Raw genomic sequence first — 13,603 nt, forward strand, 5'->3', positions numbered from 1 at the left:
GGGACGATGAGGTGGGGTAACCATGAACGCGCCGTACGACGGTGACCGCGGCCGTGCCGCGGGCAGCCCGGGTCACCCCGATGCGGGCGGGCCCGAGGGTTCACCGCCCGAGCACGGCCAGGTGCCGCCGCAGCCACCCGCGGACATGTACCTCCAGGACGCCTACGGCCAGGACCCGTACCGGGCCCAGGACCTCTCCGCCCAGGACCCCGTCGGCGAGGCACTGTACGACCGGGCCGCGCAGCCGCCGCCCGCTCACGGCACGTACCAGCCGCAGCAGCAGCTGTACGGCCAGCCGCCGCAGTCGCCGTACGCGCCCGACCCGCAGGTGTGGGCGCAGACGCCCGCGCCGGAGCCGGAGGGCCCGACGCGGCATCTCCCGTACGGCGACGATCCCCGCACCACCCAGTTCGTGGGAGTGGACGACCTCGTCTCCCAGGCGGGTGAGCCTCGCCAGGAGCCGGACGCGTTCGCGCATCTCTTCCGGGATCAGCAGCAGAGCATCGGCCACCCGTCGTACGAGACGCCGTCGGTGCCCGGCCCGTCCCCGGCGCCGGGGCAGACGGCACAGAGCCCGTACGCGGCGCAGGACCAGTACGTGGCGCAGGACCAGTACGCGGCGCCCGGCCGGGCCGCGGCGACACAGCCCCTCGTGGACGAGACGCCGGCCCCCGAGCCCGCCGCCTCGTCCGCCCCGAAGAAGGGCGGCCGCGCCGCGGGCCTGATGAAGTCCAGCGCCGTGATGGCGGCGGGCACGATGGTCTCCCGCCTCACCGGCTTCATCCGCTCGGCACTGATCGTGTCCGCTCTCGGCGTGGGTCTCCTCGGCGACACCTTCCAGGTCGCCTACCAGCTGCCGACGATGATCTACATCCTCACCGTCGGCGGCGGTCTCAATTCCGTCTTCGTGCCGCAGCTCGTGCGCGCCATGAAGGAGGACGACGACGGTGGCGAGGCCTACGCCAACCGCCTGCTCACGCTGGTCATCGTGGCGCTCGGCGCACTCACCGCTCTCTCGGTCCTCGGCGCTCCGCTCCTGATCCGCGTGCTGTCCGACCCGGTGGCCAGCGACCCGGCCGCGAACCAGGTCGCCGTCACCTTCGCCCAGTACTTCCTGCCCACGATCTTCTTCATGGGCATCCATGTGGTGATGGGCCAGATCCTCAACGCCCGCGGCAAGTTCGGCGCGATGATGTGGACCCCGGTCCTGAACAACATCGTCATCATCGTGACGCTGGGCATGTTCATCTACGTCTACGGCACCGCGGCCGACTCCGGGATGAAGGCCACGACCATCCCACCGGAGGGCCAGCGCCTGCTGGGCATCGGCGTCCTGCTCGGCCTCGTGGTCCAGGCGCTGGCGATGATCCCCTACCTGCGCGAGACCGGTTTCCGACTGCGGCTGCGCTTCGACTGGAAGGGCCAGGGCCTCGGCAAGGCCATCACGCTGGCCAAGTGGACGGTCCTGTTCGTCCTCGCCAACCAGGCGGGCGCCATGATCGTCATCCAGCTGTCCACCGCCGCGGGCAAGGCCTCGCCGGTCGACGGCACCGGTTTCGCCGCCTACGCCAACGCACAGCTGATCTGGGGCCTGCCACAGGCCATCATCACGGTCTCCCTCATGGCCGCCCTGCTGCCGCGCCTGTCACGCTCGGCGGTCGAGGGCGACGGGGGCGCCGTCCGCGACGACATCTCCCAGGGCTTGCGCACCACGGCGGTCGCGATCGTGCCGATCGCGTTCGGGTTCCTCTCCCTCGGCATCCCGATGTGCACGCTGATGTTCGGCTCGTCCGGCACCAGCGAGGCCACCAACATGGGCTTCATGCTGATGGCGTTCGGGCTCGGCCTGATCCCGTACTCGGTGCAGTACGTGGTCCTGCGTGCCTTCTACGCCTATGAGGACACCCGAACTCCCTTCTACAACACGGTCATCGTGGCCGCGGTCAACGCGGGCGCCTCGGCGATCTGCTACTTCGTCATCCCGTCCCGCTGGGCCGTGGTCGGCATGGCCGCCTCGTACGGCCTGGCCTACGCGATCGGCGTCGGCGTCGCCTGGCGCCGACTGCGCAAGCGCCTCGGCGGGGACCTCGACGGCGCCCGCGTCCTGCGGACTTACGCCCGGCTGTGCATCGCGTCGGTCCCGGCCGCCCTGCTCAGCGGCGCGGCCTGCTACGGCATCGGCCATTCGCTCGGCCAAGGCCCGGCAGGCTCGCTCGCCGCGGTCCTCGCAGGCGGCGCCGTGCTGCTCGGGATCTTCTTCGTCGCCGCCCGCCGCATGCGCATCGAGGAACTCAACTCGCTGGTCGGCATGGTCCGCGGACGCCTGGGACGCTGAGTCGGGGGGTAGGCGCACAACCATCGTCAGCCACCGTGTGTCGTGCATAGCGGCGGACTGTGGGCACAATTGGTTTCGGCTTCGGACGGCGCGCATTGGATGCCGGCCGGCGCGCAATGGATGGGGAGGCAGGAACGACGGTGGCGGAACGGAGTACGGCTGCCGTCGACGTGGCAGACAACAGCGACGACACGTCGCTGACCGCGCAGGCGGACCAGTCCACGGCCGACGGGGTGGCCAAGAACCGGGAGCGGGACACGGACAGCGACGAGGTACAGGAGAGCACCCGGACCGACGGTGCCGGATCGACCTCGCCGCCAGAACTGCACAGTGGTCACAAACTGGCCAGACGCTACCGCCTCGAGGAGTGCGTCACCCGTCTGGACGGTTTCAGCAGTTGGCGTGCCGTGGACGAGAAGCTCCGCCGTGCTGTCGGCGTGCACATCCTGCCCGCCGACCACTCGCGAGCCCGCTCCGTCCTGGCGGCCGCCCGCTCCTCCGCCCTGCTGGGTGACCCTCGCTTCGTCCAGGTGCTGGACGCGGTGGAGGAGAACGACGTCGTCTACGTCGTCCACGAGTGGCTCCCCGACGCCACGGAACTGACCACGCTCCTCGCCTCCGGGCCCCTGGAGCCCTATGACGCCTACCAGATGGTCAGTCAGGTCTCCTCCGCCATGGCCGCGGCCCACCGTGAGGGCCTGGCCCATCTGCGGCTGAACCCCAACGCCGTACTGCGCGCCTCGACCGGCCAGTGGCGCATCCGCGGCCTCGCCGTCAACGCCGCCCTGCGCGGCGTCGCGTCCGACACCCCGCAGCGCACCGACACCGAGGCCATCGGCGCGCTGCTGTACGCGGCGCTCACGCAGCGCTGGCCGTACGAGAGCGACGCCTACGGTCTGTCGGGCCTGCCGAAGGACATCGGCCTGATCGCGCCCGACCAGGTGCGGGCCGGTGTGCACCGCGGTCTGTCCGAGCTCTCGATGCGCGCCCTCGCCAACGACGGTGCCACCGCCTCGCGCCACGAGTCGCCGTGCACCACGCCTGAGGAGTTGGTGAAGGCGATCGGCGAGATGCCCCGCATCCGCCCGCCGGAGCCGGCGTTCACCGCCCCGCCCGAGTACCAGCGCACGACGTACCAGCAGGGCACCTACGGCCGTCAGGGCCCGCACCCCGGCGTCACCCAGCCGATCACGTCTCCGCCGCCCCCGCTCCAGAGCCGCACGGGCAAGGCCCTGAAGTGGGCCGTCTCGGCACTCCTGATCGCCGCTCTGGGTCTTGGCAGCTGGCAGCTCGCGGACGCCCTGATGGACCAGGGCGGCAAGACCGAGGACCCCGGCCAGACGCAGACGAACGACGGGAACGACAAGAGCCCGAAGAAGCCGATCAGCAAGCCGATCGCCATCAAGGGCGCCCAGGATTTCGACCCGCTGGGCAATGACGGCTCCGAGAATCCGGATGAAATAGACCGCCTCTACGACAACGTCCCAGGCACCTACTGGGAGACCAGCTTCTATAGGAGCGCCGACTTCGGCCGGCTGAAGTCCGGTGTTGGCGTCATTCTCGACCTGGGCAAGGTTCAGGATGTCGGGAAAGTGACGGTCTCCTTCAAGGGGGACACCTCCGTGGAGCTGCGGGCCGCCAGTGGCGCCGCGACGCAGCCCCAGTCGCTCGACGGCTACACCAAGGTCGCCCAGGGCTCGGGTACTACCGTGGCCCTCAAGCCCAGCGAGTCCCTCAAGAGCCGGTACCTCCTGGTGTGGCTGACCAAGCTGCCGCTGACGGCGGAAGGCAACTACCGGGGGCGGGTCGTGGACATCAAGGTGACCAGCTGACGGCATCTGCCTCGAGGAAGGAGGCCGATGGCAGACGGCACCGGATATGACGGAGTGAGCGATCAGGATCTGCTCGCCCGGCATGTCGAAGGCGACCCCGACACCTTCGCCGAGATCGTGCGACGACATCGTGACCGGCTCTGGGCCGTCGCCCTGCGGACGCTGGGCGACCGCGAGGAGGCCGCTGATGCCGTACAGGACGCCCTCGTGTCCGCCTACCGGGCCGCCCATACCTTCCGGGGCCAGTCGGCCGTCACAACGTGGCTGCACAGGATCACGGTGAACGCCTGCCTGGACCGCGCCCGCAAGGCGGCCTCGCGGAAGACCTCCCCCGTCGACGACACCGAGCGCCTGGAGCAGCTGCTGGAGCCGCACGAGTCGGCCTCGGCACCTGCCGAGCGCAACGATCTCCACCGGCAGCTCATCGAAGCCCTGGGGACCCTGCCGGCCGACCAGCGTGCCGCGCTCGTCCTGGTGGACATGCAGGGCTACCCGGTCGCGGAGGCGGCCCGCATCCTCGACGTGCCCACCGGCACAGTGAAGAGCAGATGCGCGCGCGGAAGAGCCAGGCTCCTGCCGCTGCTCACCCATCTACGGCAGGACGACAGCGGTGAGGGCAAGAACCCGGGCGGAGAACGGAACCGGACGCAGGGACCGACCGTCCCACCCGCAGCGGGACCGCGCCGAGCGGAACCCCCGGACACAGGACCGAGCGACTCAGCTGCAGTGAAGGGCGGAGGTGGACGAGCGTGACGTCGACGACAGACATGGCCGGGCACCCGGACGTCGCGGAGATCTCCGACCTCGCCGAGGGTCTCCTCCCACCGGCCCGGACCACCGACCTGCGCCGGCACCTGGACGACTGCGAGCTCTGTGCGGACGTCTACAGCTCCCTGGAGGAGATCCGCGGGTTGCTCGGCACACTGCCAGGCGCGCCTCACATGCCCGCCGATGTCGCGGGCCGCATCGACGCCGCTCTCGCCGCCGAGGCCCTGCTGAACGCCGCGGAACCGGAGGCCACAGAGAGCCCGGAGCCGGTGAGCGCTCCCGGTTCCACCTCCGAGGACGACAGCGATGCGCATGTTTCACGTGAAACATCGACGGCCCCCGACCGGCCTGTCGGCCGTCCCCGTTCCTCCACCACCGGTCCGGGCCGTAAGAGCCGCCCGCGCAACGGCCGCCGAAGGATCGCCGTCCTGGGGACCGTCTTCACCGTGGCCGCCTTGGGTCTGGGATCCGTCCTGCTGACGTCGCTCGGCGACAACAAGCCTCCCACCGGAACGGCAGGCGAACGGCAGACCACGGCGGCGGACACCTTCTCCGAAGGGAAGCTGCCGGAACAGGTCACCGGTCTCCTGGCCGAGAACAAGACCAAGGGCGGCGGCTCCCGCACTCCCTTCGGCGCGGCAACGGCTCCCGGCACCAACCAGCCGAAGGTCCTCAAGGAGGTCGTGGTGCCCGGCTGCGTCCGCGACGGCATCGGACGCGACGAGGCGGCCCTGGCCACCGAGGACGGCACCTATCAAGGGAAGAAGGCCATGCTCGTGCTGCTTCCCGACGCAGCCGACGCCACTCGGGTCACCGCCTACATCGTTGACGCGACCTGTGTGGATCACGAGGCGCCCACCGCCGCCGGCAAGGTGCTCCTGAAGCGCACCTACCCGGCTGCCTGAGCCAACGCTTCGTCCTCGCCCTGCGCGCTCACCGCAGGGCGACGCATCTCCGTGTGCCCGGACACAGCGGGAATGCGCGCCCCTTAGGATCCGTTGGGTGGGGTGAGAGGTCATAGAGAACTCGCACCGCTCGACCGACGCAGTCCAGAGACGAGGAAACAAGCCGTGAGCGACGTCCGTAACGTGATCATCATCGGCTCCGGGCCCGCCGGCTACACGGCGGCGCTCTACACCGCGCGCGCGTCGCTGAAGCCGCTGGTGTTCGAGGGTGCCGTCACCGCTGGTGGCGCGCTCATGAACACCACGGACGTCGAGAACTTCCCGGGCTTCCGGGACGGCATCATGGGCCCTGATCTCATGGACAACATGCGCGCCCAGGCGGAGCGCTTCGGAGCCGAGCTCGTCCCGGACGACATCGTGGCCGTCGATCTGAGCGGTGAGATCAAGACCGTCACGGACACGGCCGGCACCGTCCACCAGGCCAAGGCCGTCATCGTCACCACCGGCTCGCAGCACCGCAAGCTGGGTCTGCCGAACGAGGACGCGCTCTCCGGCCGTGGCGTGTCGTGGTGCGCCACCTGTGACGGGTTCTTCTTCAAGGACCAGGACATCGCCGTGATCGGTGGTGGCGACACCGCGATGGAGGAGGCCACCTTCCTCTCGCGGTTCGCCAAGTCCGTGACCGTCGTCCACCGCCGCGACACCCTGCGCGCCTCCAAGGCCATGCAGGAGCGCGCCTTCGCCGACCCGAAGATCAACTTCGTGTGGGACAGCGAGGTCGCCGAGATCCAGGGCGACCCGAAGCTCTCGGGTCTGAAGCTGCGCAACCTCAAGACCGGTGAGATCTCGGACCTGCCGGTGACCGGGCTGTTCATCGCCATCGGCCACGACCCGCGCACCGAGCTCTTCAAGGGTCAGCTCGAGCTGGACGAAGAGGGCTACCTGAAGGTGGAAGCGCCGTCGACGCGCACGAACCTGACCGGCGTCTTCGGTGCCGGCGACGTGGTCGACCACACCTACCGTCAGGCGATCACCGCGGCCGGGACCGGCTGCTCCGCAGCTCTCGACGCCGAGCGCTACCTCGCCGCCCTGGCGGACGAGGAGCAGCCCGAGCCCGAGAAGACCTCTGTCTGACCTCTCTCTACCCGCCCCACGCACCAACCAGTTAAGGAGCCCTCCGTGGCCGGCACCCTGAAGAACGTGACCGACGACTCCTTCGAGCAGGACGTCCTGAAGAGCGACAAGCCTGTTCTGGTGGACTTCTGGGCCGCCTGGTGCGGTCCTTGCCGCCAGATCGCGCCGTCCCTCGAGGCCATCGCCTCCGAGTACGGCGACAAGATCGAGATCGTCAAGCTGAACATCGACGAGAACCCGGGTACGGCCGCCAAGTACGGCGTCATGTCCATCCCGACTCTGAACGTCTACCAGGGTGGCGAGGTCGCCAAGACCATCGTGGGCGCGAAGCCGAAGGCCGCGATCGTTCGCGACCTCGAGGAGTTCATCGCCGAGTGAATCGGCTGAACCGTCGCACGGGCGATGCATGTTTCACGTGAAACACGAATGGGCCAACCCGGCAGGGTTGGCCCATTCGTTTGGTTGCTCTACAGCGGCCGCAGGGCCGGCTCCTTCTGCACGGCACCCAGGAGCCGGTCCAGCGCCATCTCGACGTCTTCCTTCCAGGAGAGCGTCGACCTCAGTTCCAGCCTCAGCCGGGGATGGGCGGGGTGCTGGCGGACCGTCTTGAAGCCGACCGCCAGCAGATGATCGGCGGGCAGCACGCAGGCGGGTTCCTTCCAGCGCGCATCTCCGAAGGCCTCGATCGCCTTGAACCCGCGTCTTAGCAGATCCTTGGCGACCGTCTGCACCATCACCCGGCCCAGCCCCTGCCCTTGGTAGCCCGGCACGATGAACGCGGTGATCAGCTGTACCGCATCAGGGGAGACGGGACTCGTGGGAAACGCCGTGGAGCGAGGGACATAGGCAGGCGGGGCGTAGAGCACGAAGCCCACCGGCACGTCGTCGACATACACGACCCGTCCGCAGGATCCCCAGTCCAACAAAACCGCCGAGATCCAGGCTTCCTTCTCCGAAGCCGCTGTGCCCGCCTTTACCGCGGCCTCACCGCTGACTGGGTCGAGTTCCCAGAAGACACACGAGCGGCAACGCTTGGGCAGGTCCTGGAGGTTGTCCAGCGTGAGCGGTACGAGCCGGCGGCCCATGAAGGCTGATCCTCGCTTCCTTCGCCAGCCGCCGCATCGCGGGCGGCTGTCAGAGCGCTCCGTTCCCTGAGGAGACTGCCGATGAACCCACCGACCGCTCCCAGCCCCAAACCGGTGCTCACCAGTCCGGTGCGGCTCATGGTTCGCATGGCCCCTGCCTCCCTCTCAGAGGTGCTGCCAAGTGGCTGCGCCGTACCCCAACGCATCGTATCGACGATGCGATTCCATCGATACCGCCAGAAAGGAAAGAACGAGCCACGTTCCGGCACACACCGGACACGGCCCGCTCTGTCTCCTGCACAGCAGATGCTCCTTGCCGGAGGCTCAGGACTCGCTCTCCTCGGGGTCGCCCTCCAGGAGACCCTTCTGGAGGACCGGCCCTTCGCCAGGGGCGAGTGAGCCGAGGATCCGCTCAAGATCCTCCATCGAAGCGAACTCGACGGTGATCTTGCCCTTCTTCTGCCCCAGGTCGACCTTCACGCGTGTCTCGAAGCGGTCGGACAGCCGCGTGGCGAGGTCGGACAGGGCGGGAGAGACCCGGGCACCGGCACGCGGGCCCTTGGACTTCTGAGCCTTCTGGGGCCGCGACCCCATCAGGGTCACGATCTCCTCGACGGCCCGCACCGAGAGGCCTTCGGCCACGATGCGGTGGGCCAGCCGGTCCTGCTCCTCCGAGTCCTCGACGGAGATCAGTGCCCGGGCGTGGCCCGCGGAGAGCACCCCGGCGGCGACCCGGCGCTGCACGGCCGGCGAGAGCTTCAGCAGACGCAGGGTGTTGGAGACCTGCGGCCGGGACCGGCCGATGCGGTCGGCCAGCTGGTCGTGGGTGCAGCTGAAGTCCCTCAGCAGCTGGTCATAGGCTGCTGCCTCTTCCAGGGGGTTCAGCTGGGCGCGGTGCAGGTTCTCCAGGAGAGCGTCCAGAAGGAGCTTCTCGTCCTCCGTTGCCCGTACGATCGCCGGGATCGCCTCCAGACCCGCCTCACGGCAGGCGCGCCACCGACGCTCACCCATGATGAGCTCGTAGCGGGCGGGACCCACCTGCCGTACGACGACCGGCTGGAGGAGCCCCACTTCCTTGATGGAGGTGATGAGCTCGTGCAGCGCGTCCTCGTCGAATACCTCACGCGGCTGGCGCGGGTTCGGCGTGATGGAGTCGAGCGGGATCTCGGCAAAGTGCGCGCCGATGGGCGCCGCAGGCGCGGCGGGAGCAGTCGGCTGCACCGACTCCTCTGTTTCACGTGAAACAGTCGGCAGCGTCGCTACCTTCGCCGCGGCCACCCCACGATCGTTCGGCAGGACAGGAACTGCCGCAGGGGATGAGGAAGCAGCGTTCCCCGCCGCAGCCTGAGCCACCGACTTCTCCGTCGGCGCAGCAGGGATCAGTGCGCCGAGACCACGGCCCAGCCCCCTTCGTCGCTCGCTCACTGAATGCCCTCCACCATGCTCGGGTCGTTCTGCTGTACGCCGATATGGGCGTGCGTCGCGTCATAGCTGATGCCGACGCCCTTCAGCGCGATCTCTCGTGCCGCCTCAAGGTAGGAGAGGGCACCACTCGATCCAGGATCGTAAGTCAGTACCGTCTGCCCATAACTCGGCGCCTCCGAGATGCGGACGGAGCGGGGAATGCTCGTCCGCAGCACCTCGTCACCGAAGTGGGTGCGCACCTCTTCCGCGACCTGGGACGCGAGCCGCGTCCGGCCGTCGTACATGGTGAGCAGGATGGTCGACACATGAAGGGCGGGGTTGAGGTGCCCCCGCACCAGGTCGACGTTGCGTAGCAGCTGCCCGAGGCCTTCCAGCGCGTAGTACTCGCACTGGATGGGGATCAGAACTTCCTGGCCCGCCACCAGCGCATTGACCGTCAGGAGACCGAGGGAGGGCGGGCAGTCGATGAGGATGTAGTCCAACGGCTGCTCGTATGCCTGGATCGCACGCTGAAGCCTGCTCTCCCGTGCCACCAGGGACACCAGCTCGATCTCCGCACCGGCGAGATCGATCGTGGCAGGAGCGCAGAAGAGGCCCTCGACGTCAGGAACCGGCTGGACCACCTCGGAGAGCGGCCTGCTGTCGACCAACACGTCGTAGATGGAAGGGACTTCGGCGTGGTGGTCGATCCCCAGCGCCGTGGACGCATTGCCCTGTGGGTCGAGGTCGACCACCAGGACCCGGCCACCGTGCAGCGCCAGGGAAGCGGCAAGGTTGACGGTCGTCGTTGTCTTGCCCACACCACCCTTCTGGTTGGCGACCACGATGATTCGGGTCTGCTCGGGCCGTGGCAGGCCCTCGCCGGCACGACCCAGAGCCTCCACCGCCAGTTGGGCGGCACGACCGATGGGAGTGTCGTCCATCGGAGGCGGTGTTTCACGTGAAACATCCGCCCCCATCGACTCGGTACGGGGACCGGGGACCGGATCGGTCATCGGTCCCGCGATGTTGGCGTCGGACCGCAAGGATTCACTCTCCTCGACTTCAGGCTCGCAATGAACAGAGCCTCCCATGTCTTCGGGGTCGTGAACCAGTGAGGCCTGTCGTTCTGTGGAGAAATCCACCTCTGTGGATACCTCAGGTCCCTCATCGAGTGAACCAAGAGGCTTGCGGTCGCGGGGTTCGGCCGCGGCGCGGCCACGACTGATGATGCCGTGCAGCAGGGAGCGACGTTTCACGTGAAACACGATGCACAGCTGCCGAGGCCGGACTGTCGCGACACTCCGGCTTGCATCGGTTTGGCAGCTTGTGTGGAGTACATCTCGCCGTCAGGACGGATCAGCGTCGCCAGAACGGATCAGCGCCCTCACGTCGGACCAGTACCGGAAAGCCGGCTCGCTGAGGAAGACCCGATCAGTTCAGGAAGACCGAAGAGGCGCCAGCGAATCCGGACCGACTCAACGCCGTCGGCGCGTCCGCCCCGTGCGAGCCGCCTTGGCGCGCTTCGCGGCGAAGCGCACACCGCCGGGGCTCTCCCCGACCTCGACCCGCACGACGGTGGACATCGGATCCACCACGCCCTCACCCACATGCAGGATGGAGGTCTCCACCGCGCCCAGCTTGCTGAGCGCCGTCGACGCGCTCTTCAGCTCCTCTTCGGCAGTGTCACCCTTGAGCGCGAGCATCTCCCCGTACGGCCTCAGCAGCGGGATACCCCAGGTGGCGAGCCGGTCGAGCGGTGCGACAGCCCGGGCCGTCACCACGTGGACCGGTTGGATCTTCCCCATGACCTCTTCGGCCCGGCCCCGCATGACGGTCACATGATCGAGACCGAGCAGCTCCACGACCTCGGTGAGGAAGTTGGTGCGCCGCAGCAGCGGCTCCAGGAGCGTGATCTTGAGGTCGGTGCGGACCAGCGCCAGCGGGATGCCGGGAAGACCGGCCCCGGAACCGACATCGCACACCGTCACGCCGTCGGGCACGACCTCCGAGAGCACCGCGCAGTTCAGCAGGTGCCGCTCCCATAGGCGGGGCACCTCCCGCGGGCCGATGAGACCGCGCTTCACGCCCGCCTCGGCGAGCAGCTCGGCGTACCGCACCGCATCCGCGAAGCGATCACCGAATACCTCACGCGCCTGCTCGGGCGCGGGGGGAAGCTCCGCTGCCTCCGTCACGGGGGACCGTCCTTCCGTACCGCGTCAGCGCACCCGGCGCCGACATCAGAACCACCAGAACTATCAGGCTGACAAAGTTCGGCCCCGCCTGCGCAACAGACGGGGCCGGAGAACGTAGAGGCCGGTCAGGCGGGCAGCACGACGACGAAGCGCTGCGGCTCCTCGCCCTCGGACTCGCTGCGCAGACCCGCGGCCTTGACCGCGTCGTGCACGACCTTGCGCTCGAAGGGCGTCATCGGCTGCAGCTTGACGGCCTCACCGCTGCTCTTGGCCTCCGCGGCGGCCTTGGCGCCCAGCTCGGAGAGCTCCGAGCGCTTCTGCGCCCGGTAGCCGGCGATGTCCAGCATCAGGCGGCTGCGGTCACCGGTCTCCCGGTGCACGGCCAGACGAGTGAGCTCCTGGAGCGCCTCCAGCACCTCGCCGTCACGGCCGACCAGCTTCTGCAGATCACGGCCGCCCGCGTCGCTGATGATCGAGACGGAGGCGCGGTCGGCCTCGACGTCCATGTCGATGTCGCCGTCGAGGTCGGCGATGTCGAGCAGACCCTCCAGGTAGTCCGCAGCGATCTCGCCTTCCTGCTCCAGGCGAGTCAGGGTGTCTGCACCCTCGGCAGCGGCGGAGGTGGTGCCTTCCGTCACGGGATGGACTCCTTCTTACTTCTTGGACGGGGACTTGGGCCGCTGCGGACCCTTGCGCTGTCCGGACTGGGCCTTGCTGCGGGTACCGCCGGTGGGCTTCGCGCCGCCCTTCTTGGCAGCGGCGGCGGGCTTGGCGTCCTCGGGCTCGTCGGACTTCGTGAGCGACGTCTTCGGCTCGTTCTCACCCGCTGCCTTGGCGCCGGCGGCTCCGCCGTGCTGACGCTGCGACTTGCTCTGCCGCTTCGGCTGCTGGCGCTTCGGAGCACCGGTGGCGGTGGTCGGCGTACCGTCCTCGGCCTCGGCCACTGCCACGGCGTCGCTCTTGATCACGGTGCCGTCGGCCTGGGCGGCGAGGTTGGCCTTGCTCAGACCATTGATGAACTTCCGCTCGAACTCGTTGCGGTCGCGGCCCTTGGCGACGATGGCCTTGACGATGGCCCGGTCGCGACGCTTGCCGACCTTGTCGTGCTGCGTGACGTGCTTGGTCAGGCGCTCCAGGTACTCGGCCTGGGCCTTGGAACCCGGGGTCGGGTTGTTGCGGATGACGTACATCTGCTGCCCCATGGTCCACACGTTGGTGGTCAGCCAGTAGACGAGGACACCGACGGGGAAGTTGATGCCGAAGACGGCGAACATGACGGGGAAGACGTACATCAGCATCTTCTGCTGCTGCATGAACGGCGTCTTCACCGTGGTGTCGACGTTCTTCGTCATCAGCTGGCGCTGGGTGAAGAACTGCGACGCCGACATCAGGACGATCATGATGGCAGTCACGACGCGGACGTCGGTGAGGGAGGACCCGAGGGCCTCGACCTTCTCGGCGCTGTCGGTGAACTTCGCCGCGAGTGGAGCACCGAAGATGTGGGCCTTCTGGGCGCTCTCCAGCAGACGCTCGTTGATCACACCGATGGTGTCGTTCGAGGCGATGCTGTTGAGCACGTGGTACAGGGCGAAGAAGAACGGGGACTGCGCCAGGATGGGAAGGCACGAGGAGAGCGGGTTGGTGCCCGTCTCCTTGTACAGCTTCATCATCTCTTCGGACTGACGCTGCTTGTCGTTCTTGTAGCGCTCCTGGATCTTCTTCATCTCGGGCTGGAGCGTCTGCATCGCCCGGGTCGCCTTGATCTGCTTCACGAAGAGCGGGATCAGGCAGATACGGATCAGGATCACCAGGGACACGATCGACAGGCCCCAGGCCCACCCGGTGTCAGGGCCGAAGAGGGCGCCGTACACCGAGTGGAACTGGACGATGACCCAGGAGACGGGTGTGGTGATGAAGCTGAAGAGGCTGGCAATCGTGTCCACTA

General features: G+C 68.3%; 12 protein-coding genes. 6 read left to right on the forward strand and 6 right to left on the reverse strand.

All coding sequences use genetic code 11. The features are described from left to right. Window positions 1-22 precede the first annotated feature (22 nt). From murJ to trxA, 6 genes are all read left to right on the forward strand, one after another. Window positions 23-2,335: a murein biosynthesis integral membrane protein MurJ gene (gene murJ, locus RFN52_RS20095; protein ID WP_184847970.1), complete on the forward strand. Its 2,313-nt coding sequence runs from the start codon at window positions 23-25 to the stop codon at window positions 2,333-2,335. Between the two features lie 140 nt (window positions 2,336-2,475). Next, the gene (locus RFN52_RS20100) at window positions 2,476-4,167 is read left to right on the forward strand and encodes a protein kinase family protein (RefSeq protein ID WP_184847971.1); all 1,692 of its coding nucleotides are present in this window, start codon (window positions 2,476-2,478) and stop codon (window positions 4,165-4,167) included. A 27-nt stretch (window positions 4,168-4,194) separates the two neighbouring features. Beyond that, window positions 4,195-4,920, forward strand: coding sequence for an RNA polymerase sigma factor SigM (gene sigM, locus RFN52_RS20105; protein WP_184847972.1), 726 nt, complete (start codon window positions 4,195-4,197; stop codon window positions 4,918-4,920). Next, on the forward strand, window positions 4,917-5,840 hold the full coding sequence (locus tag RFN52_RS20110; protein ID WP_184847973.1) for an anti-sigma factor family protein: 924 nt from the start codon (window positions 4,917-4,919) through the stop codon (window positions 5,838-5,840). The genes sigM and RFN52_RS20110 overlap by 4 nt, the downstream gene beginning before the upstream one ends. Before the next feature lie 165 nt (window positions 5,841-6,005). After that, window positions 6,006-6,974, forward strand: coding sequence for a thioredoxin-disulfide reductase (trxB, locus tag RFN52_RS20115; protein WP_184847974.1), 969 nt, complete (start codon window positions 6,006-6,008; stop codon window positions 6,972-6,974). A gap of 45 nt (window positions 6,975-7,019) precedes the next feature. Continuing rightward, window positions 7,020-7,352: a thioredoxin gene (gene trxA / locus RFN52_RS20120; RefSeq protein ID WP_030847066.1), complete on the forward strand. Its 333-nt coding sequence runs from the start codon at window positions 7,020-7,022 to the stop codon at window positions 7,350-7,352. 89 nt (window positions 7,353-7,441) lie between these two features. Here the strand turns inward: trxA and RFN52_RS20125 are convergent, their stop codons facing one another. The 6 genes from RFN52_RS20125 to yidC all read right to left on the reverse strand — a co-directional run bounded on the left by RFN52_RS20125 (window position 7,442) and on the right by yidC (window position 13,601). Then, window positions 7,442-8,059, reverse strand: a complete 618-nt coding sequence (locus RFN52_RS20125; RefSeq protein ID WP_033309896.1) for a GNAT family N-acetyltransferase — start codon at window positions 8,057-8,059, stop codon at window positions 7,442-7,444. Window positions 8,060-8,383: 324 nt separating this feature from the next. Next, on the reverse strand, window positions 8,384-9,484 hold the full coding sequence (locus RFN52_RS20130) for a ParB/RepB/Spo0J family partition protein (RefSeq protein WP_184847975.1): 1,101 nt from the start codon (window positions 9,482-9,484) through the stop codon (window positions 8,384-8,386). Further along, window positions 9,481-10,557 carry a ParA family protein gene (locus RFN52_RS20135; protein ID WP_104779124.1) on the reverse strand — a complete coding sequence of 359 codons (1,077 nt, stop codon included), beginning with the start codon at window positions 10,555-10,557 and terminating at the stop codon, window positions 9,481-9,483. Before RFN52_RS20135 ends, RFN52_RS20130 begins: the two co-directional genes overlap by 4 nt. Before the next feature lie 384 nt (window positions 10,558-10,941). Then, window positions 10,942-11,658: a 16S rRNA (guanine(527)-N(7))-methyltransferase RsmG gene (gene rsmG / locus RFN52_RS20140; RefSeq protein ID WP_033309899.1), complete on the reverse strand. Its 717-nt coding sequence runs from the start codon at window positions 11,656-11,658 to the stop codon at window positions 10,942-10,944. Between the two features lie 125 nt (window positions 11,659-11,783). Beyond that, window positions 11,784-12,296: a Jag family protein gene (locus RFN52_RS20145; RefSeq protein ID WP_184847976.1), complete on the reverse strand. Its 513-nt coding sequence runs from the start codon at window positions 12,294-12,296 to the stop codon at window positions 11,784-11,786. A 15-nt stretch (window positions 12,297-12,311) separates the two neighbouring features. Then, window positions 12,312-13,601, reverse strand: a complete 1,290-nt coding sequence (gene yidC, locus RFN52_RS20150; RefSeq protein ID WP_184847977.1) for a membrane protein insertase YidC — start codon at window positions 13,599-13,601, stop codon at window positions 12,312-12,314. Window positions 13,602-13,603 lie beyond the last annotated feature (2 nt).

The sequence above is a fragment of the Streptomyces collinus genome, from assembly GCF_031348265.1.
Classification (GTDB): domain Bacteria; phylum Actinomycetota; class Actinomycetes; order Streptomycetales; family Streptomycetaceae; genus Streptomyces; species Streptomyces collinus.